The organism is Kitasatospora hibisci (genome assembly GCF_043950205.1).
GTDB classification, from domain to species: Bacteria; Actinomycetota; Actinomycetes; order Streptomycetales; family Streptomycetaceae; genus Kitasatospora; species Kitasatospora hibisci.
On the sequence record NZ_CP171642.1, the window covers coordinates 8,475,643 to 8,497,490 of the forward strand.

The 21,848-nt window shown below is 69.5% G+C and carries 14 protein-coding genes and 1 pseudogene; 10 read left to right on the forward strand and 5 right to left on the reverse strand.

Annotated features, from left to right (window positions below; translation table 11 throughout):
- The first annotated feature begins 436 nt into the window (after positions 1 to 436).
- A complete protein-coding gene (locus ACF9IK_RS36870) occupies positions 437 to 7,363 on the forward strand; it encodes an RHS repeat-associated core domain-containing protein (RefSeq protein WP_395298411.1) in 6,927 nt (2,308 codons plus the stop codon).
- Between the two features lie 835 nt (positions 7,364 to 8,198).
- Here ACF9IK_RS36870 and ACF9IK_RS36875 read toward each other — a convergent pair.
- The gene (locus tag ACF9IK_RS36875) at positions 8,199 to 9,575 is read right to left on the reverse strand and encodes an IS1380 family transposase (protein ID WP_395298412.1); all 1,377 of its coding nucleotides are present in this window, start codon (positions 9,573 to 9,575) and stop codon (positions 8,199 to 8,201) included.
- Positions 9,576 to 9,761: 186 nt separating this feature from the next.
- Between ACF9IK_RS36875 and ACF9IK_RS36880 the strand changes: the two genes are divergently transcribed.
- The 5 genes and pseudogenes from ACF9IK_RS36880 (at position 9,762) to ACF9IK_RS36900 (ending at position 15,038) form a co-directional block, all read left to right on the forward strand.
- Positions 9,762 to 12,128: an RHS repeat-associated core domain-containing protein gene (locus ACF9IK_RS36880; protein WP_395298413.1), complete on the forward strand. Its 2,367-nt coding sequence runs from the start codon at positions 9,762 to 9,764 to the stop codon at positions 12,126 to 12,128.
- Entirely contained in the window at positions 12,115 to 12,588 is a 474-nt protein-coding gene (locus ACF9IK_RS36885) for a hypothetical protein (protein ID WP_395298414.1), read from the forward strand. The genes ACF9IK_RS36880 and ACF9IK_RS36885 overlap by 14 nt, the downstream gene beginning before the upstream one ends.
- A 416-nt stretch (positions 12,589 to 13,004) precedes the next feature.
- On the forward strand, positions 13,005 to 14,198 hold the full coding sequence (locus tag ACF9IK_RS36890) for an ISAs1 family transposase (RefSeq protein WP_395292209.1): 1,194 nt from the start codon (positions 13,005 to 13,007) through the stop codon (positions 14,196 to 14,198).
- A gap of 8 nt (positions 14,199 to 14,206) precedes the next feature.
- Positions 14,207 to 14,410: pseudogene (locus tag ACF9IK_RS36895) on the forward strand (transposase family protein); the annotation flags it as partial.
- A 412-nt stretch (positions 14,411 to 14,822) separates the two neighbouring features.
- Complete coding sequence (locus ACF9IK_RS36900; RefSeq protein ID WP_395298789.1) at positions 14,823 to 15,038, forward strand: hypothetical protein; 216 nt, start codon at positions 14,823 to 14,825, stop codon at positions 15,036 to 15,038.
- Between the two features lie 66 nt (positions 15,039 to 15,104).
- Here the strand turns inward: ACF9IK_RS36900 and ACF9IK_RS36905 are convergent, their stop codons facing one another.
- A complete protein-coding gene (locus ACF9IK_RS36905; protein WP_395292397.1) occupies positions 15,105 to 15,743 on the reverse strand; it encodes a hypothetical protein in 639 nt (212 codons plus the stop codon).
- A gap of 165 nt (positions 15,744 to 15,908) precedes the next feature.
- Between ACF9IK_RS36905 and ACF9IK_RS36910 the strand changes: the two genes are divergently transcribed.
- Both ACF9IK_RS36910 and ACF9IK_RS36915 read left to right on the forward strand, forming a co-directional pair.
- Complete coding sequence (locus ACF9IK_RS36910; RefSeq protein WP_395292396.1) at positions 15,909 to 16,484, forward strand: hypothetical protein; 576 nt, start codon at positions 15,909 to 15,911, stop codon at positions 16,482 to 16,484.
- Positions 16,485 to 16,607: 123 nt separating this feature from the next.
- Positions 16,608 to 17,855: an MFS transporter gene (locus tag ACF9IK_RS36915; RefSeq protein ID WP_395298415.1), complete on the forward strand. Its 1,248-nt coding sequence runs from the start codon at positions 16,608 to 16,610 to the stop codon at positions 17,853 to 17,855.
- Between the two features lie 8 nt (positions 17,856 to 17,863).
- Here the strand turns inward: ACF9IK_RS36915 and ACF9IK_RS36920 are convergent, their stop codons facing one another.
- Both ACF9IK_RS36920 and ACF9IK_RS36925 read right to left on the reverse strand, forming a co-directional pair.
- Positions 17,864 to 18,169, reverse strand: coding sequence for a cupin domain-containing protein (locus ACF9IK_RS36920; protein WP_395292395.1), 306 nt, complete (start codon positions 18,167 to 18,169; stop codon positions 17,864 to 17,866).
- Between the two features lie 151 nt (positions 18,170 to 18,320).
- Complete coding sequence (locus tag ACF9IK_RS36925; protein WP_395298416.1) at positions 18,321 to 18,926, reverse strand: hypothetical protein; 606 nt, start codon at positions 18,924 to 18,926, stop codon at positions 18,321 to 18,323.
- Positions 18,927 to 19,013: 87 nt separating this feature from the next.
- Here ACF9IK_RS36925 and ACF9IK_RS36930 point away from each other — a divergent pair, with 87 nt between their 5' ends.
- Positions 19,014 to 19,619 carry a hypothetical protein gene (locus tag ACF9IK_RS36930; protein ID WP_395298417.1) on the forward strand — a complete coding sequence of 202 codons (606 nt, stop codon included), beginning with the start codon at positions 19,014 to 19,016 and terminating at the stop codon, positions 19,617 to 19,619.
- 283 nt (positions 19,620 to 19,902) lie between these two features.
- Entirely contained in the window at positions 19,903 to 20,595 is a 693-nt protein-coding gene (locus tag ACF9IK_RS36935; protein ID WP_395292392.1) for a hypothetical protein, read from the forward strand.
- 55 nt (positions 20,596 to 20,650) lie between these two features.
- Here the strand turns inward: ACF9IK_RS36935 and ACF9IK_RS36940 are convergent, their stop codons facing one another.
- A complete protein-coding gene (locus tag ACF9IK_RS36940) occupies positions 20,651 to 21,535 on the reverse strand; it encodes a prohibitin family protein (RefSeq protein ID WP_395298418.1) in 885 nt (294 codons plus the stop codon).
- Between the last annotated feature and the right edge of the window lie 313 nt (positions 21,536 to 21,848).

Consider the following 21,848-nt stretch of genomic DNA (forward strand, 5'->3'; position numbering starts at 1 on the left):
GAGGTCCCCCCTCGGGATGGCGATCGGGCCTGGTCGTGGCCGGTATGTGAAGACCACGGGCAGGGGTCGCCAACAAGCTGCCGCACTGGCAAACCAGTGGTCAACTCGATTAACTGTTCGACCGTCCGATTTGAGGGTGGGCGAACCACTTTGCTGTCCGTGTGAGATGAATCACCATGCGTATTGATTGATCATCTCCTCGACCCGAGGGTGCTCGATCCCATACTCTCCGCCACAGTCGTCCGTCCACGCCCTGTCGAGGCGTGGCTGCCTATGGGGGGTAGCGATGTCCGTTCGCCGTGTCCGTTTGTCTTGGCCGGCAGGGAGGGGAGCGCCGCCACCGCAGCGGCCTGGGGCCTCTCGTGTCGCTTTTGTGAGTGCACTGGCGTTGCTGGGTGCTCTGGTGGCGCCCGTTGCGCCGGCGTTGGCTGCGCCGGTGGCGGACAAGAACAAGGACAAGGTGTGGTCGCCGCCGAACACGCCGTTGCCGAAGACGCCGTCGGTGGCGGGTTCGGTGGAGAAGCCGAAGTCGGTTGCGGCGAAGAAGGGTTCGCCGGACTGGGTGCCGCCGAAGGCCGCGGCGAAGGTGGCGGCGGGTTCGGCGGTCGCGTTGCTGGACGCGGCGCCGGCGGTGGGCGCTCAGGCGATCCGCAAGGGCGCGGACGGCGTCGAGGTGCGGGAGCCGGCGGCGGGGGCGTCGAAGCAGGCCGGTGAGCTGCCGGTGTGGCTGGCACCGGTGGCACCGGAGGCCGGGGCGAAGGCGGCGGATGCACCGTCTGCGGACGCCCCGGCGCCGGCCAATCCGCCGGTGAAGGTGGCTGTCGCGGATGCGAAGGCGGCTTCGGCGGCGGGTGTGCAGGGTGCGCTGGTGTCGCTGGCCCGGAACGAGCAGGCGGATGCGGCGAAGGCCCGGGTGGGCCTGGATCTGTCGGGTGTCGGCTTCGGTGGTGACTTCGCGCAGCGGGCGCGGCTCGTCTCGCTTCCCGCGTGTTCGCTGACCACGCCGGAGGTGGCGGGCTGCCTTGAACGCACGCCCGTTGCGTCGCACTATGACGTGCAGGCGAAGCGGCTCGTCGCGGACGTCGACCTGCCCGCGGTCGAGGTGGCGTTGACGAAGGGCCAGAGGGCGGACGCCAAGTCCGCTGACGTTGCGCTGTCGGGCGGGTTTGCCGCCGGGGCTTCGGCGCCGCTGGTGCTGGCGGCCGAGGGTACCCCGTCCAGTGGTCTGGGTACGTACTCTGCGACGTCGTTGTCGCCGAGTCAGGCGTGGACGGCGGGCAGCTCGTCCGGGTCGTTCACCTACAGCTATCCGATCCAGGTGCCGCCGACGCTGGGCGGTTCCGCGCCGCAGGTGGCGCTGGGCTACGACTCGGCGTCGGTGGACGGGCGGACGTCGTCCACCAACGCTCAAGCCTCCTGGATCGGTGACGGCTGGGACCTGAACTCCGGGTTCGTGGAGCGTTCCTACAAGCCGTGTGACAAGGCGGGGATCGCGGGTTCGGGTGACCAGTGCTGGGGCGGGGCGAACCTGACCCTCTCACTCGGCGGCCACTCCGGCGAGCTCGTGCCGGACGACGCCTCCTGTGTATCCGGGGACCCGAAGAACGAGCAGTCCATGTGCACGTGGCGGCTGAAGAACGACGACGGTACGAAGGTCGAGTTCCTCACCGGTGCCACGAACGGCACCTGGAACGGCTCGTACCTGAAGGTGACCGACACCGCCGGCACCGTGTACTACTTCGGTCTGAACCATCTGCCCTCCGCCACCGGCGCCCCGACCGCGGTCGGCCCGGAGTCGAGGTCGGCGTGGACGGTGCCGGTGTACTCGCCGAACGCGGGTGACCCGTGCTACGACGCGGCCAAGGGCAAGGGCTCGTGGTGCCAGACCGCGTGGCGCTGGAACCTCGACTACGTCGTGGACGTCCACAACAACCTGACCACCTACACGTATGCGCCGGAGACCAACTGGTACGCGCGCGGCGGAGGCCAGAACCGCGGCTCGGGCACGAACACCGAGTACACCCGCGGCGGCACGCTCGCCTCGATCGCCTACGGCCAGCTGCTCTCCGACCAGCTCGGCGCCAACGGCGCCTACCAGGCGGCGTCCAGGATCGACTTCGGCATCGGTGAGCGCTGCGTGGCCGGCGAGGCGGCCTGCGCACCCGCCCAGCGCACGGCGGCCAACGCCTCGAACTGGCCGGACGTTCCGCTGGACAAGCAGTGCGCCGAGCAGGGCACCTGCTCGAACTACGGGCCGAGCTACTGGTCGACGCAGTGGCTGAACACCATCACCACCTCGATCCGCTCGGGCGGCGCCTACCGTCCGGTGGACCGCTACGAGCTTGCGCACGTGTTCAAGTCGCCGTCCAACTCGGGTGAGAACACGCAGATCCCGTGGCTGCAGACGGTCAAGCGGATCGGCAAGGACACCTTCAACGGGCAGAGCGAGCAGGAGCTGCCCGCCGTCACGTTCGCAGACCTGCTGCTGCCCAACCGGGTGGACGGTCTGGTGCCGGCCCGGCCGCGCTACAACCGGCCGCGCATGGAGCTGATCACCACCGAGACCGGCGGCACCATCGGCGTGGAGTACAAGCAGAACTCCTGCCAGCGCACCACTGGCACGATGCCGGCCTCCGCCGACAACAACACCTTGGCCTGCTACAACGTGAAGTGGTACGACACGGGCGTGGCGGCGATGGTGGACGACTGGTTCCTGCGCTACCCGGTCGCCTCGGTGACGGTGGACCCGAACTCCAACCTGATCGCGGGCGCGGTGACGAAGACCACCTCCTACGAGTACGGTGACGCCGCCTGGCACCGCAATGACGGTGCGCTGGTGGACGACAAGTCCCGTACGTGGGACCAGTTCCGTGGGTTCGCGAAGGTCACCGTCGTGACCGGCTCCGGTCAGGACGGCAAGAAGTCCAAGTCCTCGACCAGCTACTACCAGGGCATGGACGGGGACCTGAAGGCGGACGGCAGCAAGCGTTCCCTGGCGGTCGCCGGTCCGACCAGCGGCGCCAAGACCGACTCCGACTGGCTGTCCGGCCGGGTGCTGGAGTCCGACGTCTACGCCGACGCGGACGCCACCGCGCCGCAGTCGTGGACCGTCAACACCAGCAGCGGACCGTCCGACACGGCCACGCACAAGCGCTCCGGCCTGCCGGATCTGGTGGCCCGCTACGCGGCGACCACCTCGACCAGCGTGGCTACTGCGAAGACCAGCACCGGCACCCGCACCACCTCGACGGTGACCACCACCGACGCGGCGAACGGCAACCGGGTCGTCAGTTCATTGAGTACGGCTGACGGCACGCCGGACGTCTGTACCCGCAACTCCTACGCCGCCAGTAGCAATACCCAGATGACCGGCCTGGTCTCCGCAGTCCTCACGGTTTCAGGAAACAATGCCTGCACCGTGACACCGACTTCGGCGAACACCATCTCCGGTTCGCGCGCCCTCTACGACGGTCAGGCGTTCGGCAGCGCCGGGGCTAAGGGCGAGGCGACGGGTACCCAGGTCCTCGACCGCTACGACGGCTCCGGGACTGCCCAGTACGTGACCACCAGCACCATGACCTACGACGCGTACGGCCGGTCAGCCACAGCGACGGACCCGACCTCCACCGATACCGCGAACCCGAGCGGCACCACGGTGGTCACGAGCTACAGTTCAGCGAACCCGGGTGAGCTGCCCGACCGGACCGTCGCGGGGACGCCGGCTCCGGCGGGTGCGTCGGATGCGGGCGCGAAGCGCGCCACCACGGTGACGCTGAACCCGGCCCGCGGGCTGCCGCTCACCACCACCGACCCGAACGCCCGTATCGTCACGCAGTCCTACGACGGGCTCGGCCGGCTGAAGGCCGTGTGGACGCCGGGTCGGGCGACCAGCGAGAGTGCCAACTACACGTTCGACTACAGCGTGGACGGCACCGCAAGGCCCTCGGCGATCACCAGCCGCACGCTGCGCTCGGGTGGGAAGGACGCCGTGTCCACGCAGATCATGGACGGTCTGGGCCGGGTCGTGCAGACCCAGACCGATCCGGCGATCTCCGCCTACCACGGCCGGCTGGTCACCGACACCTTCTACGACTCCCAGGGCCGCACCAACCGCACCTACAGCACCTACTACGACGACACCTCCGGCCCGAGCACGGTGCGGTTCAACGCGACCCCGGCGCAGGTCCCGAACCAGACGTACACCGAGTTCGACGGCATGGGCCGTCCGGTGAGCTCGCAGTTCATCGCCCTGGGCGTGGCGCAGAACATCACGACCACCGCCTACCCGGGCGCGGACCGGGTCGACGTGACCCCACCCGCCGGGGCGACCGCGACCAGCACGGTGACCGACGCGCGTGGCCGCAGTGCCCAGTTGTGGCAGTACCGCACCCCGGGCGCGACCGGCCGGCAGGCCGACGCCGACGTCACCACCTACACCTACACGCCGGGCGGGCAGGCCGCCACGCGTACGGATGCCGCGGGTAACTCGTGGAGTTACGGCTACGACCAGCGTGGCCGCCAGGTCCGCGCCGACGATCCCGACACCGGTGTCTCCACCCGCACCTACGACGGCGCGGGTCGTCTGGCGACGACCACGGATGCGCGGGGTCAGAGCGTGGCGATCACCTACGATCTGCTCGGCCGCAAGACCGGTACCTACAACGGCACGATCACTCCGGCCAATCAGCTGACCGGCTACACCTACGACACCGTCGCCAAGGGCCAGCCGGCGAGTTCGACCCGCTACGTCGGCGGCGCCACCGGCGCGGCCTACACCAAGGCCGTCACCACGATGGACCAGGCGTACCGGCCAACCAAGACCACCGTCTCCATCCCCGGCAGTGAGATCGGCCAGAGCGGGCAGAAGACCTTCGAGTACGAGGCCGTCTACGACCCGATCACCGGCGCCATGACCAACGAGTACCGGGCCGCCGCCGGCAACCTCGCCGACGAGTCCATCAACTACAAGTACGAGGCCTATGGGCTGCTGCACGACATCGGCGGGGCGGGTGACGTCTATCTGCGTCAGTCGGACTGGGACGCCTACGGGCGCAACATCCGCTCGACGGTGAACCCGTTCGGCTGGCAGATCGTCGCGACGAACACCTACGACGAGTCCACCGGGCGTCTGCTGACCCAGTACATCGACAAGCAGACCTCCACCACCGGCACCGTCCAGAACACCACCTACGCCTACAACCAGGCCGGCCAGATCACCGCGATCCGCACCATCCCGAACAACACCCCCGCGGCGACCGACCTGCAGTGCTTCACCTACGACCACCTCGGCCGCCTCACCACCGCGTGGAGCGACACCGGCCGCCTCGACCAGCCCACCCCCTCCCTCGCCGGACAGGGCGCCTGCGCCAACACCACCCCCACCAGCGGGGCCACCGCCCCGGCGAAGACCACGGTCGGCGGCAGCGCCGCCTACTGGCAGGACTACTCCTACGACCTGACCGGCAACCGCACCAAGCTGATCAACCACGACCCCGCCGGAGACGTGGCGAAGGACCTCAAGACCGAGCAGACCTTCCCCGCCCCCGGCACCCGCAACACCCCCACCACCGCGGCCGGAACCGGCGGCGGCACCGGCGGCCCCCACGCCCTCACCACGGCCAAGAACACCTTCGGCTGGAGCCCGGGCACCCAGGGCAGCGACCAGTACGACGCCGCCGGCAACACCACCAAGATCACCAACCCCGGCGGTAACAAGGAACTCAAGGCCGGCTTCACCCTCAAGTCCGGTGAGACCGTGCGCTCCAACGGCGCCCAGCTCACCATGCAGACCGACGGCAACCTCGTCCTGACCTCCCTGCGCTCCGGCCAGGCCGTGTGGGCCACCAACACCCAGGACCACCCGGGCGCCTGGGCGACCATGCAGGACGACGGCAACTTCGTCGTCTACGACCCCCAGCGCATCGCCCTCTGGTCGTCGAAGACCTACGTGGGTGCGGGCAGCGGCTACTTCGCGGTACTGCAGGACGACGGCAAGTTCATCGTCTACGCGCCGGGCTGGCAGTCCAAGTGGAGCACTCCCACGTGGAGTGCGGTCGACGCCGCGAACGGCGCGACCCTGACCTGGGACGTCGAGGGCAAGCTCGCCTCACTCACCCAGGGATCCGCCACCACCAGTTATGTCTACGACGCCGACGGCAACCAGCTGATCCGCCGCAACCCCGGCAAGGTCACCGTCAACCTCGGCGGCGGTGACGAACTCACCTACGACACCAACAGCAAGACCAGCACCGGAACCCGCTACTACACCATCCCCGGCAACATCACCCTCGTCCGCCAGGGCCCGGACAAGCTCACCTACCAGTTCTCCGACCACCACGGCACCAACTCTCTTTCCCTCGACCGCGACTCCCTCGCCGAGACCCGCCGCACCACCGACCCCTTCGGCAACCTCCGCGGCCCCGGCTCCCTCACCACCCCCTGGGCCGGCGACAAGGGCTACGTCGGCGGCCTCAAGGACGACACCACCGGCCTCACCAACCTCGGCGCCCGCCAGTACCAACCCACCACCGGCCGCTTCCTCAGCCCGGACCCGATCTTCGACGCTGGCGACCCTCTCCAGTGGAACGCCTACGCCTACAGCAACAACAACCCCGTCAACCGCTCCGACCCCAACGGCCTCAAATCCGAAGAATGCGGCACCCTCTACAAGTGCGGCTCCGCCGGCACGATCACCATGGCCAACCACGCGGAAACTACAGCCGAGTACGTATCCGAGACCGTGCGGAGCCGCGAGGAGGAGACCCAGCCAGCGGCACTAGCGAAGGTGCGACCAAAGAAGTGGACAGACCTCGATTCGGCGGACTTCTTCCGCGCCGAGACCTACATGTTCGGAGAAATGAAGAAGAACAAGGACGATCCGCGGGTGAAGGCGATCAATGAATCCCTCCACCCTGACACGTCCATATTGAGCTCGATAGGCAGGGCCCAGAGCAACTCCAATACCCCGATTGGTGGTTTGGCGATGTGGGGGGCACAGGTCTGCCCCCACTGCGATTGGGACCACAAGGATATCCTTGACGAGATGTTCAACATGAAGGCCAAGGACAACTACTGGTTCGAGGTTCCCGGGACTAAGAAGCGGCTCATGTACGACATCTGGTCGAACATCCATTACGGCTACGTCGGTCGCGCGGCCGGGATCAGCGGTAAGACCCTCGTCGACGGCGCTTCCAAGCTCGAGAGCTGGCTCGTGGGGAGGGATGACAAGAGCGATCACATCACGATGCAGCTCGGAGTCGACCTGTACGACCGCTATGGTGACAACCTTACGCAGGGGCAGCTGCACAACGCCATCTTGGGACTGACTGTGAATCCCGATATGAATGTGAAGGATCTCAAGTGACACGGCTCCTACCGAAGACCCGGCTCGGGCGCTCAGTGCTCTTTGGGGTCGGAACCATTCTCCTGATCGGAGTCTTGCTCTGGAACCTTCCACTCGCCGGACAATGGCGAGAGGCAAGCCGGGGAACGGAGCTTTTGCTCCAGGCCCCGCCGAAAGCGGAGTCTTGGCAGCGGAAGCCAGACAAGGACCCCGGCGCGCCCTACATGCGCGGCCTCAGCAATCGCGTCGAGCGCCTCTTCCAGCAGGATAATGCAGACCCATTGGCAGGGACGCTCATTCAAACGGTAATGGAGTTCGATTCCCCGACATGGGCCTGGCTGGTCTTCAGAGAGGGGTCTCCGGATGAACGGTATTCACGGTACGGGACCATCGATCGAACCGCGTTGGACTCTAGCCAGGAGGCCGACGAGCAAAAGTACTTCTGCCTTCGCTCGGATGATGGCGGGTGTGATCGGCGATACGCCTGGCTGCGCTATGGCCAGTACCTGGTCGAGATCGAAATTATAGGCCGAATCTCTGCGGAAGCCTCCTCCGATATGCTGCGACAATCGCTAGTTGGAGTCGACGCGGCCGCGCGAAGCATCTGAACATATTGAGGTGCTGCTGCCCGTAGGCAGCAGCACCTCAATTATTGAGACACATCAGGCCGACCGTGATTCCATTTCGCAAATCTAGCCTCGATCTTTCGTGACGGTCCGTCAGTTTGCTGGCGGGCCGTTTCGGCTATTTGGGCTGGTGAAGCGCAGGGCGGTGGCCCGACTGTCGCGCCGGGTGGGCGCCGGGTTCCACGGCTCCGGAGGTGCGGATCTCGCTGGGGCAGGTGGGTTGTCGCTGGTCAGCCCGGTTGCGGCAGAGCTCGGAGGCGCTCGAACGCGGTGGTGATCACGCCGGTCCAGGGCCAGTGGCGGGCCAGCCGGAGCCAGTGGCGGCGGCCGGTGGTGACGAGCCGGGCGGCGGCGGAGAACAGACGAAGCCGCAGGCGCTTGGGCTCCCAGCGGCGGGCGTCGCCGTCCAGGGCGAGCATGGGCATCCAGGCGAGCAGGTCGAGGGCGATCTGGACGATCTCCAGCCAGATGCGGTTCTGTGCGGCGTCGTGCAAAGGCAGGTTGCGCAGGCCGGTGTCGCGGGCGGCGCGGATGCGGTCCTCAGTGCGGGCGCGCTGGCGGTGCCGCAGCTCCAGAGCGGCGATCGGCGTGCCGGTGGTGTTCGTCGCGAAGCAGGTCAGCCGCATGCCGTCGGCGTCGGTGAAGCGCAACTGGGCTCCGGGGTGCGGACGTTCCTTGCGGACGATCAGCCGCATGCCCTTCGGCCAGCCCTTCAGGACATCGCCGCCGAGTTCGGCCACCCAAGCGCCGTCGCGGACGGAGCCGTCCGGCACCACGGCCGGTGTCCAGGCCGAGGCCGGAACGAGGAGGACGGCTTGGTGGATCGCCTCCGTGATGGTCATCCCGACCGAGTAGGACAGCCACCGCCCCCGTGCGGTCAGCCAGTTGAGGAAGTCGTGTGTGCCGCCGCCAGAGTCGGTGCGAATCAGCGTGCTTCGCCCGCGCCGGTGCTTCTTCGGCAGCTGGGCCAGCGCCAGGCGGGCGGCGGCGATGTGGTCGGCGGCGGTGTTGCTGCCCGCGTTGCCCGGCCGCAGCAGGCCCGCGACCGGCTCGCCCGAGCCCTGTCGGCCGTGGTCGACGAACGCGAGCAGGGGGTGGTGGCCGAAGGTCTTCTTCCATGTCGCGGTCGCGTCCTGTTTCTCGGAGTGGGCCAGGACCAGTACGCCGTCGATGTCCACGATCACCCCGCCGCCCGCGTTCGGCGCGGTCCGGCCGGCCAACGCCCAGACCCGCTCGCGGACTTCGGCTTGTGCCCGCCGCAGGGCCGTCAGTGCACGGGGGCCGGCTGCGGCGAGCGTGTCGACCAGCCGGGAGACGGTCGGGTCGGACGCGACCGGACCGAACAGGGCGGGTTCGGCCCGCAGCACCGCCATGTCCGACAGACAGTCCCCGCCGAGCGCGACCGCCAGGGCGAGGTCGAGCAGGATCTTGCCCGGGTCGTGCACCGCCCGAGGCTTGCGCCATGGCTCCAGGGCCACCGATAAGGCGGCATCCAGGCCGATCCGGCGGGCGGTCTCCACCAGCAGCACCGCACCGGCCTGCGACACCGCACCCCCGCCGCCGCCCCGGACGCGGACAAGCGGGTAGGACCCACTACGCTTCTTCACCTGGAGAGTGCTTCTTTCACTGCGGCGACAGGACCCTAGACAAGCCCTATCGTCCCAGGTCAGAAGCACTCTCTTGCGCTCTGGCGAACAGTCAGATCATCACCTCGTGAAAGCCCGAGGCTAGACGGCTTCATCTTTCAAAAGTGGTGCCCGTCCAAACCGCGACTAGATTCCGGTGGATGGGCGGTGACGGTGGGCGGAGTGCCGCGGATCGTCTACGCCGTCACCGTTCCGAGGGACCTGCCCGGGGGCTACCGGGTCGTCGCGACGAACACCTACGACGAGTCCACCGGGCGTCTGCTGACCCAGTACATCGACAAGCAGACCTCCACCACCGGCACCGTCCAGAACACCACCTACGCCTACAACCAGGCCGGCCAGATCACCGCGATCCGCACCATCCCGAACAACACCCCCGCGGCGACCGACCTGCAGTGCTTCACCTACGACCACCTCGGCCGCCTCACCACCGCGTGGAGCGACACCGGCCGCCTCGACCAGCCCACCCCCTCCCTCGCCGGACAGGGCGCCTGCGCCAACACCACCCCCACCAGCGGGGCCACCGCCCCGGCGAAGACCACGGTCGGCGGCAGCGCCGCCTACTGGCAGGACTACTCCTACGACCTGACCGGCAACCGCACCAAGCTGATCAACCACGACCCCGCCGGAGACGTGGCGAAGGACCTCAAGACCGAGCAGACCTTCCCCGCCCCCGGCACCCGCAACACCCCCACCACCGCGGCCGGAACCGGCGGCGGCACCGGCGGCCCCCACGCCCTCACCACGGCCAAGAACACCTTCGGCTGGAGCCCGGGCACCCAGGGCAGCGACCAGTACGACGCCGCCGGCAACACCACCAAGATCACCAACCCCGGCGGTAACAAGGAACTCAAGGCCGGCTTCACCCTCAAGTCCGGTGAGACCGTGCGCTCCAACGGCGCCCAGCTCACCATGCAGACCGACGGCAACCTCGTCCTGACCTCCCTGCGCTCCGGCCAGGCCGTGTGGGCCACCAACACCCAGGACCACCCGGGCGCCTGGGCGACCATGCAGGACGACGGCAACTTCGTCGTCTACGACCCCCAGCGCATCGCCCTCTGGTCGTCGAAGACCTACGTGGGTGCGGGCAGCGGCTACTTCGCGGTACTGCAGGACGACGGCAAGTTCATCGTCTACGCGCCGGGCTGGCAGTCCAAGTGGAGCACTCCCACGTGGAGTGCGGTCGACGCCGCGAACGGCGCGACCCTGACCTGGGACGTCGAGGGCAAGCTCGCCTCACTCACCCAGGGATCCGCCACCACCAGTTATGTCTACGACGCCGACGGCAACCAGCTGATCCGCCGCAACCCCGGCAAGGTCACCGTCAACCTCGGCGGCGGTGACGAACTCACCTACGACACCAACAGCAAGACCAGCACCGGAACCCGCTACTACACCATCCCCGGCAACATCACCCTCGTCCGCCAGGGCCCGGACAAGCTCACCTACCAGTTCTCCGACCACCACGGCACCAACTCTCTTTCCCTCGACCGCGACTCCCTCGCCGAGACCCGCCGCACCACCGACCCCTTCGGCAACCTCCGCGGCCCCGGCTCCCTCACCACCCCCTGGGCCGGCGACAAGGGCTACGTCGGCGGCCTCAAGGACGACACCACCGGCCTCACCAACCTCGGCGCCCGCCAGTACCAACCCACCACCGGCCGCTTCCTCAGCCCGGACCCGATCTTCGACGCTGGCGACCCTCTCCAGTGGAACGCCTACGCCTACAGCAACAACAACCCCGTCAACCGCTCCGACCCCAACGGCCTCAAATCCGAAGAATGCGGCACCCTCTACAAGTGCGGCTCCGCTGGCACAATCACCATGAAGAACGCGGCTGAGACGACTGCCGAGCGGGTTGACGATTCTGCCTATCAGCGCCTCGTTTCGAGTGATCCAGGTTTCGAGGAAGAGCGAAAGGAGATGAGGCATCAGAATGGTCTTCGGGCGGGCCGCGACTATCGAGCCAAGACGAGCTACCCGTTCAATTGGGACAAGGATGGCCGTCACCCGTATGACCGGAAGAATTACGAGCCGGCTAGTAAGACAGAAATGGCACAGTGCGGGAACCATCCAGTTGACTGTTGGGCCGCGCATGAGGTCAAGGACCGGGCTGTTGAGCTCACGGAACTTACTTATCAGGGTGGACCAAGGGGGCCGAATTACCCCTACGGTCAGGGCGATACAGAGCAGACTAATGCCTTCCGGCACACGGTCTGGCAGGCCATGCTGACGTTCAACCTGGGCGAGGAGCGGGCCTGGGACTGGGCAGACGCACATGAGGCCTATCACGCCCGAAATATGCAGGGTGACCATCTTGCAGACCTGGTGAACAATGAGAAAGGCCGGAGTATTGGACTGCGGGCTCGGGCGGTAGTGCCGGCAAAGGAACTCGGATGGAACGCAATGCTGGTCAGGCAGTGGGTTGAAAAGTACGTTGCCAGTGAAGCGATCCTGTATGTTGAAGGCGGCCAGTATGCAAGGCCCGGCGACTTCCGTGATGATGACCTATAAGGCGCGTTGTGGAAGATCAGAAACCGAGGAAGGGAAGCCTGTGGCTTCAAGGTGGAAGATAGTGATCTCGGTAGCTGTAACGCTGTTGGTGATCGGTGTCGCATTAGTCGGATGGCAAGTAATGAAGCGAACTGCGGCGCTTGACCTGGAGGGAGCGTGGAAGAATGGATCAGTCCTTCTGGAACTCAAACCCGATGGAAGTGTGGGGGCGTCAAAGCTCCCGGTGAGCGTCTGTGATGGCACCGTCGGTGCTCTGGGCGATGTAGTCACTGAGATCAAGGGAACATGGAAGGAGGAATACTTCACGGATGCGGGCGATGGCGTCCGTATCGACGCGACACGAAGCGACGGAGGCGGGCGGTGCAACTTCTGGATGGCCTACTCGTCGCACGATGGAAGTGCTGAACTGTGGTTCAGCTATGTTCCCTCCCCGGTAAGGTCCTTGGTGAAGGTTCCCTGATTCACGCCTTGGCCGCAGGTTAAGGTGACAAGACCTGCGGCCTCGGCATTGGCAGTACTATCGGGCGGAGGCGTTGCCGTGAGCCGGGGGTTGAAGCGCCCACCTCGTCGGTGCCTTCGTTCGGGAACGGCGAAATCGGCACCGCGCGAGCCTCCGACGTGGGGCGTGATGACCGAGTGCACCAAAGCCTCGGACATCTTGGCCAGGCACAACCCTCAGCGCCGGCATCCTGTTCGGTTGGGTGCCGAAGCATGACGCCGCGTTCCTGGCGCAGGGCGCGAGCGTTCTCGGGTGACGAGACGTCACAGTTGTGACGAAGTAGGAGGGTTGTCCGCTTCGCCGGTGTGGTGAAACGGGACGCGGCTCCGGATGATCAAGGTGTCGAAGCCGTTGATCACAACCGAAGCCGCGTCTGCATGCCATCCTCCCTGATCTCCACCGTCACCCGCCACCAGGACCACATGCCGGGCGATCTGACCGGCGACGCCGAGCGCCTGATCACCCTGGCCGAGGTCCTGGACCGCCTGCCGGACCCGCGCCGCACGCGGGGGCGCCGCTACCGACTGGGCGCCCTGCTCGTGCTGTGCGCCACCGCGGTAATGGCCGGGGCGTCCACCTGGGCCGCCATCGTCCGCTTCGCCGCCGGCCTCGACCCGGTGCTGCGCGAGCGCATCGGCCTGGTCCGCGGCATCCCGCGCACCAGCACACTGGCCCGCCTCCTCGCCCGCCTCGACGGCGACGCGCTCGACGCGGCACTGGGCGCCTGGCTGCAACTGCAGCACACCGACCCACTCACCGGCCCAGTCCCGGCAGACGCACCGGTCAAACGGGACGCGGTCTCGGTCGACGGCAAGACCTTGCGCGGCTCGCGAACCCGCGAGCGCCGGGCCGTCCACCTGCTCGCCGCGTCGATCCACGGCACCCGCGCCGTCATCGCCCAGCGGCAGGTCGACTCCAAGAGCAACGAGATCACCGCGTTCCGCCCGCTCCTCGGACCCCTCGACCTGGCGGACAAGGTCGTCACCTTCGATGCCCTGCTCACCCAGCACGACCACGCCCGCTTCCTGGTCGAGGAGAAGAACGCGCACTACATCGCCCTGATCAAGGGCAACCACCCCACCCTGCACGCCCAGTTGAAGAAGCTCCCCTGGAGTGAGGTCCCGCTCATGGACAAGACCCGCGCCATCGCTCACGGCCGCGACGAGATCCGCCGCCTGAAGGCCGCCACCGTCCCCGACCTTCCCTTCCCCCACGCCGACCAGGTCCTGCAGATCGTGCGCCGCCGTCGCGTCCTGAGCACCGGCAAACTCACCGTCGAACGCATCTACGCGCTCACCGACCTGACGATGCACGAGGCCACGGCCGCCCACCTCGCCGAACACGTACGCGAACACTGGGGCGTCGAGGCCCTGCACCACCTGCGCGACGTCACCCTCCGCGAGGACGCCTCCAAGATCCGCACCGGCAGCGCACCCCGCATCATGGCCGGTCTGCGCAACACCGCCCTCGCGCTCGCCGAGCTCGCCGGCTGGCACAACCACGCCGCGGCAGTCGATCACTACAGGTCACGCCCCGACCACGCACTCGACCTGATCAAGCCCACAACCTGAGAAAGCTCATGCCCTGGCGTCGAGGGGTGCGTCACCCGTTCGTGGCGGTGCTGCTGGTCGCGGCCTCGGCGGTGGTCGCCGGCGCACGCTCGTACGCGGCGATCGGCCAGTGGTCCGCGAACGCTCCGCAGCACGCCCTGGCCCGCCTCGGTGCCCGGGTCGTGGGGGCGCTGGGCGTGCGCGTCGCACCGAGTGCCGCCACGATCCGGCGGGTCGTCGGCCTGGCCTGTCCCGGCGGCCTGGCCGACCTGACCGGCGCCGATCCCGTCGGCTCGGACTCCGTCTCCGTCGACGGCAAGGCCGCCCGAGGCTCCCAGCTCGGCAAGCTGCCCGCCGCCCACCTCCTGGCCGCGATGACCGACGACGGCCGAACCGTCACCCAGCTGCGGGTGCCCGACAAGACCAACGAAATCACCTGCTTCGCCGCGCTGTTGGAGCCCTACGACCTGACCGGGGTCACCGTCACGGCCGATGCCCTGCACACCCAGCGCTCCCATGTGCGCTTCCTGGTCGAGGAGAAGAAGGCCCACTACCTGCTGGTGGTCAAGGCCAACCGCCCGCGGGGCGGTTCTCCTCGGCCGGGCGCATACGCCCGGGTGTCGGAGTGGGCACGTGCCGCCGCACTTGCCTGCCGGAGGGACCGCCGCCCACCTGGGCGTGGACGAGTACCACCTCAACGCGCTGACGCACGGGACCCGCTGGATCGACCTCGCCCGCACCACCGGCCCCGAGCTGGCGCTGACGCGCGCCAGTGCCGAGGCCGAGAAGCACTGGCGGGACACCGCCACCGTCGGGCAGAAGGCCTGGCGCCTGGTCAAGGACCTCCTCAAGGCGCTGTGAAACCTGGACGCCCCCGGAACCCGCCAAGCCCTGACGGCCGGGCCTGACAACGCCGAGGGCCGGCCGCTACCGCAGGCCGATCAGGCCCCAGCCCCGGTCCCCGGCCCGGGTGACCACCTCGCCCCACTCGTGGAGCAGGGCGACGGCGGCGTCGAACGTCCTCGGCCGGGCGGGCCACGGGGCGGCCTCGGTGGCGAAGGGCTCGCGCAACTCCTCCAGCCGCGGCGCCGCCACCTCCCAGGCCCGCGCCAGGGCCGGCACCTCGTCAGGGGCGCGCAGCAGCAGGACGTGGGGCCGCCACGGTGCCGGGTCCGTGGGGAAGCCGCGCGCCGGCGCGGGGGAGTCGTCGTCCTCGTCCTCCGCAGCAGGGTCGTACGGGCCGTCCCAGAACAGGCCGCTCGCGAAACGGTCCAGCGCCTCCCGCAGATCGGGGGCGGCCAGCGGGCGCACGTCCTCCCAGGCGTTGGCCAGGTGGAAGTGCCAGCTATAGGAACCCGTGGTGCTGAAGAACCGGTACTCGGCGCACCACGGCGCATCCCGCGGCCGCCACACCCAGCCGCCCTCCACCGCGTAGTTCGCGTCCTCGCACCGCTCGCAGCAGAAGTCCGGGAACACCGCGTCCTCCAGAGCCTCCAGCCGCCCCTGCGCCGGTACCCGGGCCAGGTGCGCCCAGTCGGCCATGACCACGGTGATGTCCAGTCCCATCCACGCAGGCTAGCGCCGTGACCGAGCGGGTTCATCGGGTTTACGCCCGACGCCCGACGCCCGACGCCCGACGCCCGACGCTCGACGCTCGACGCTCGACGCTCGACGCCCGCCGGCCCGGTCGGGCGGGCCGGGGTGTCGGACGACGTGGCTACCATGCCCGGCATGGGCTACACCACGACCTTCACCGGCCGGATCGCCGTCGAACCGCCGCTCAACGAGCAGGAGACCGCCTACCTGCGGAAGTTCGCCGGCACCCGGCGCATGGACCGCGACAACGGCCCCTACTACGTCGACGGCACCGGCTACGCGGGACAGGGCCGCGACGCGGACATCCGCGAGTACAACAAGCCTGCGGCGGGCCAACCCGGCCTGTGGTGCAAGTGGGAGCCCACCGCTGACGGGGCCGCGATCGAATGGAACCGACACGAGAAGTTCTACGACTCGCCCGAGTGGCTGGCCTACCTGGTCGACCACTTCCTCAAGCCCGGCGCTCACGCCCACGGCAAGCCGGGGTTCGGGAACTTCACCTTCGACCACGTGCTCAACGGTGTGATCGACGCGCAGGGCGAAGAGTCCTGGGACACCTGGAAGCTGATCGTGCGCGACAACGAGGTGTCCACGTCCGGGCCCGTGGAACCCGGTACGGCATGGCTCTGCGAGGGCTGCCTCACGGTGATCGCCGACGAGGACGCCATCTGCTGCCAAGGAGCGGAGCCGATACCGGCGTACGCCGAGTAGGGCCCCGGGACAACACCCGTCCCACCCCCTGCCCCCTGCACAGGTGGCAGGCGACCGCCATCCGGCCCAAGCCGGGCCCCGCCCGGACGGCCCACGGCGGGGCCGGCTGCCTACCGTGGGCGGATGACCGACCACCGGCCCCCGCAGCGACGCCGGCCCCCGCAGCGACACCAGCTCCGGCGGACCCGCCGGGGCTATCTCGGGGCCGCCGCCGCCTTCGCCGTCTGCATGGCCGGCACCACCCTCCCCACCCCCCTCTACGGCCTCTACCAGGAACAGATCGGCTTCTCCGAACTGATGGTGACGGTCGTCTTCGCCGTCTACGCCTTCGGCGTGATCGGCGTCCTCCTGCTCGTCGGCAACGTCTCCGACTCCGTCGGCCGCCGCCCCGTCCTGCTCTGCGGACTGGCCCTCGCCGCCGCCAGCGCCGTCGCCTTCCTCGCCGAACAGGGCCTGCCCCTGCTCTGCCTGGGCCGCCTGCTCTCCGGCCTGTCGGCAGGCCTGTTCACCGGCACCGCCACCGCCTACGTCCTCGAACTCGCCCCACCCGAGCGCCGCGCCCGCGCCGGCTTCGTCGCGACCGCCGCCAACATGGGCGGCCTGGGCTGCGGACCCCTGCTCTCCGGCCTCCTCGCCGAGTACGCACCCGACCCGCTCGTCCTGCCCTTCGTCGTCCACCTGGTGCTGCTCGCCGCCTCGTTCACCGTCACCTGGCTCCTGCCCGAGACCGTCCACGACGCCCACCCGCTGCGCACGGCCCGCCCGCACCGCCCGGCGCTGCCGCCCGAGGTGCGCGGGGTGTTCGTCCCGGCCGGGATCGCCGCGTTCGCCGGGTTCGCGCTGCTGGGGGTGTTCACCTCGGTCAGCCCGGCGTTCCTCGCCGAGGACCTGGGCATCGACAACCACGCCGTCGTCGGCCTCATCGTCTTCACGGCGTTCTTCGCCTCCACCCTCGGCCAGCTCCTGGTGCCCCGCCTCGGCACCGCGCGGGCCATCCCGCTGGGCTGCTTCGTCCTGATCGCCGGCCTCGCCCTGCTGGCCGCCTCCCTCGCCTGGACCACCCTGGCCCCGCTGGTCCTCAGCGCCCTGGTGGGCGGCGCGGGCCAGGGCATGGGACTGCGCGGGGCGGTGGGCGAGGTCGCCGCGGCCTCGCCCGCCGAGCACCGCGGCGGCGCCCTGTCCGCGCTGTTCGTGGTCGCCTACTTCGGCATCTCGATCCCGGTCATCGGCGTCGGCCTGCTCAGCGAACCCCTCGGCCTGGCCGACGCGGGCCTGGTCTTCGCGGCCTGCATGGCCGTCCTCGCCGCCGCCTCCGGGCTCTACCTGCTCCACCGCGCACGCACCCGTACCGGCGCCGAGGTGTCCCCGTAGGCCCGCCCCTACTCCTCGGGGACCTCCACGATCACCAGGGTGCCCCGGCTGCCCGGCCGGACGGCGTGGTGCGTACCGGCCGCAACCCAGTACATCTCGCCCGGACCCACCGTCACTTCCACACCGTCCACGGTCAGCTCCAGCCGGCCCACGACCACGAACAGCACCTCCGTCATCGCATGGACCTCGCTCGGCACCGGCTGCCCGTCCATGCGCAGCACCTTCACACCGGCCGTGCCCACCTGCCCCAGCAGGCGCGAGTTCCACGACGTCGGCAGCGCGGACGCCGCCTCGAACACGTTGACCAGACTCATGGCATGCCCCTTCAGCGGACAGCCCCTGCCCGGGAAGGCACGGCGCCCGCAGCGCGATCAATGGATACCGGGACGCTATCCGAGCCGGGCCGACCGTTGGTCGACCGTTTGGTAAAACCTCCCGGCGAAGGCCGCCGGCCCCGAAACGGCCTCAACCACGCGGCGCCCGCACCTCGAGGACCGTCGCCGTGCCCTCCACCGGCCGGCCCTCGTGCATGGCGACGACGTCACCGGGCCTCACATGCCGCCACAGCTCGGGCCGCAGGGGCGCCAGACGGACGTCGGCGCTCTCCCCGGGGCCGAGGCGCGGCGCGCCCTCCACCCAGATCCGCGCGGTGTCCAGGATCTGCAGCCCGTCCGCGGTGCGCAGGCCGACGTCCCACAGCGGCCGCAGCTGCCCGTCCCCCGCGAACGCGGTCCGACGACGCCCCTCACCGGCGCGGCGCATCGTCAGCGCCGCCCGGACGGTGCCGTGCCGCGCCTCCCAGGCACGCCACTCGCACCAACGGCGGCTGTCCTCCAGCACCATCTGCCGGGCGGCCTCGGCGAGCAACTCCCAGAACGCGACGGACGCCGGACGCACGTCCGCGAGCTCGACGAGCAGGTGGAGCGCCAACTCCCACTCGCACAGGTTCAGTTCCGTGTACACCTCAGCGACTGTCAGGCCGCCGCCCGCCGCTGCGCCGTCGCCCGCTGCTGCGCCGTCCTCGGACAGGAGGTCGGCGGCCCGGTGAAGGAGTGTGAAGGCGTCGTCCATGGGCGCCATCCTCACCCACGCCCGCCGACCGTCCCACCCCCGCCCCGGCCCCACCCCTCACGCACCCGCCATGGCATGCTCCCAGCCGTGATCGACAAGCCGGGCGACACCTGGTCGTTCGTCGCCGCGCGGGAACCGGCCGTATTCCCCGCCGCCGAGGTTCACGGCGTCCCCGGCGTCCAACACGCCGCAGACGCCGGGCGCACCCTGTGCGGGATCCGCGGCCGCTACCTCACCTTCTACCTGCACCACTTCGAGCCTCAGTATCTGGCTTCCTGCCACACCTGCCGCGGCCTGGCCGAAGCGGCACCGACCCGCCCCTGCGCCCAGGAACGCCTCCACGACCGCCTCCAGGCCGACGCCCCCGACAGCCCGCTGCGCGAGGACCTCCTCACCGCGCTGCGCCGGGGCGCGCGCATCGCGATCTGGATCACCGCCCCGGCGGCCGGCCTCACCCGGCACTACGCTCGCCTCGACCAGCTGACCGAGGGCGCGGGCCCGGCCGCCGCGGCGCTCGCGGCCGGGGGCCCGTCCATCACGCTCGCCCGCGTCGAGGACGCGGGGCGCGGTGGCGCCGCGCACCGGTACCTCGTCGTCCTGCCCTTCGACGGCCCGCCCCGGATCGCCCGCGGACCGCTGCCCCCGCAAGACCCGTCCGGCCCCACCGTCCTGCCCGCCGCGCCCGCCCGCTGAGCGTGGGCCGACGCGAGCCGCGCTCGGCCCGGGTGCAGGCCCTCCCCGTGCACCCGGACGTGTGCGGAGGCCCCGCCGCCCGCGAATCGGTCGGGGGGAGCGGAACCGGCGGGTGCGCTTCGCGTGTCCCCTCAACCGGTAGTCGTATGACGGGTGATCACACACCGAGAGGCGGTACCGACCCGGCGAAGGCCGGGGTCCGTTCGCCTCACTGTGCGGGGGCCCTCGCTTCCTCGGCAGATGAAGCCGGGGCACCCACGAAGGAGATCCGATGATCGGTGGCATGCTGTTCCTTCTGGGCTGTGGGCTGACCGTCGTCGTGTCGGTCGTCATGGTGGCGCGCGGCACCCGCAAGGTCGTGCGGGCCACGCGGGTGGGCACGGGGATCAAGGGGCTGGCCGCGCAGCCGGGCTGGCGTCTGCACGCGCTGAAGTCGCCCCGCTGGGAGGGGCACCTGGCGCACTTCCCCTGGCTGACCGCCCAGACCCACGCCAGTGAGACGGCGAGCGGTCCGCTCACGCTGACCGGGCCGCTCACGGGCAAGGAGGCGACGGTCTCGATCCTGATCAAGCAGCTGGAGGGCGACGTGGACATCTGGCTGGCCGTCTGCACCAAGCTGGCCCAGCCGCTGCCGCGCGCCACGCTGGAGCGTGACTGGAGCAGCGCGGCGCAGCACATCCGGTGGCCGCAGGGCCTGGTCTACGGGCCTCGCGGCCAGGACACCGCGGGGTTGGAGGAGGCGCTGCTGCGCGGGGGTCTGGAGGAGCGGCTGGTGGCCGTCGGGGCGCCCGCGGTGTCCTTCCTCGACGCCGAGGTGTGCCTGCTGTGGCACCCGATTCCCGACGGCCGGGCGCTGGGGGCGCTGACCGCGGCGGTGGCGGACCTGCTGCCCGACCTGGTGCACGCGGCCGCCCACCAGGACGACCCGGCCGACGGGCCCACCGGCGACGGCCGGGCCGAGGCCCCGCAGGCCTGAGCGCCCGCACCCGCGCCCACCACCCACCCCGGGCGCGCGGGTGCGGGCGCGGGCCTCAGCGCTTGGTGCCGTCCACGATGACCGGCGTGCCGTTGGCGCCGCACGGACTGGCGTAGACGGGGTTCTTCTCCGCCGCGGCCTTGAACGCCTCGATGCACTGGCTCAGCAGGATCTTGTCGGTGAGCGAGTTGGCGATCGCGGCGTTGGCGGCCGCGGTGCTCTCGGCCTCGATCCTGCGCTTCTCCGCCTCCGCCTTGGCCGTGCGCACGGCCGCCTCCGCCTGGGCGGTCGACTGGTCCTGCGCGATCTTCTGGTCGATGGCCTTCTGCAGGCCCTCGCTCGGCCGGACGTTGCGCAGGTTGACGCCGTTGACGAGGATCCCGCGCGGGGCCAGCCGGGCGGTGATCAGCTTGTCGATCTCCGAGCTGATCGCCTCCCGCTGCGAGCTGTAGCCCTCGACGCTGGTGTGGCGGGCGAAGACGTTGCGGACGATCTCCCGGCTGTCCGGGTAGACCAGGCGCCGCTGGACGGCCTCCGCGCTGCCGGCCAGCTTGAACAGCTCGACGGTGTGCTGCGGGTCGATCGACCACTTCACCGTGAGGTCGGCGAACAGAATTCCCCCCTCGGAGGAACGGACCTCCACGGTGGAGTCACCGGTCAGGTCGAGATCGGCGGGTCGCGTCGAGAAGGTGGTCACGTCGGTCAGCGGCGACTTGAAGTGCAGCCCCGGCTGCCAGGTGCGGCCGACCTTGCCGAGGCTGGTGGGCACCGCCACCTCGGTCGGCTCGACCACGTGCACGAAGGTCGTGAGCCCCAGCAGCAGCCCGAGGACGCCGGAGACGATGCCACCGAGAGTGACCGGCCAGGAACCGACCTTGCGCCACCGCAGGATCAGCAGCACGATGCCGACGGCCAGGAACAGCAGGGACAGGATGAGCATGGTGGGGTCTCTCCGACTGGAGTGATCAGGACTGACGGCCGCAGCCTAGGTAGCCGAAGACCCACTCCTGAGCCGGGTTCAGATGATGTTCATACGATCAACCCTGTGCGTTGGCCGAGGGTGCCCGCGCAACAGCCGCAACCGCACCACCGGGTGAATCCTTTCGCGTCCGCCGTGCCTCTCATAGCCGTAGCCGTGCGGACGACCGCGTCCGCCCCACACCCCATCGGGAGGACCCCATGACCGCCGTCGTCATCGCCGTCGCAGCCGGCGCACTGCTGCTGTGCGCGTGCACCGTCACGCTGCTGCGCCG

Bases quoted from the DNA above. Each gene is read 5' to 3' on its own strand.
- ACF9IK_RS36885 (WP_395298414.1), top strand. From the start codon at position 12,115: ATGATGACCTATAAGGCGCGTTGTGGAAGATCAGAAACCGAGGAAGGG.
- ACF9IK_RS36890 (WP_395292209.1), top strand. From the start codon at position 13,005: ATGCCATCCTCCCTGATCTCCACCGTCACCCGCCACCAGGACCACATG.
- ACF9IK_RS36905 (WP_395292397.1), bottom strand. From the start codon at position 15,743: ATGGGACTGGACATCACCGTGGTCATGGCCGACTGGGCGCACCTGGCC.
- ACF9IK_RS36910 (WP_395292396.1), top strand. From the start codon at position 15,909: ATGGGCTACACCACGACCTTCACCGGCCGGATCGCCGTCGAACCGCCG.
- ACF9IK_RS36915 (WP_395298415.1), top strand. From the start codon at position 16,608: ATGACCGACCACCGGCCCCCGCAGCGACGCCGGCCCCCGCAGCGACAC.
- ACF9IK_RS36920 (WP_395292395.1), bottom strand. From the start codon at position 18,169: ATGAGTCTGGTCAACGTGTTCGAGGCGGCGTCCGCGCTGCCGACGTCG.
- ACF9IK_RS36925 (WP_395298416.1), bottom strand. From the start codon at position 18,926: ATGGACGACGCCTTCACACTCCTTCACCGGGCCGCCGACCTCCTGTCC.
- ACF9IK_RS36935 (WP_395292392.1), top strand. From the start codon at position 19,903: ATGCTGTTCCTTCTGGGCTGTGGGCTGACCGTCGTCGTGTCGGTCGTC.
- ACF9IK_RS36940 (WP_395298418.1), bottom strand. From the start codon at position 21,535: ATGCTCATCCTGTCCCTGCTGTTCCTGGCCGTCGGCATCGTGCTGCTG.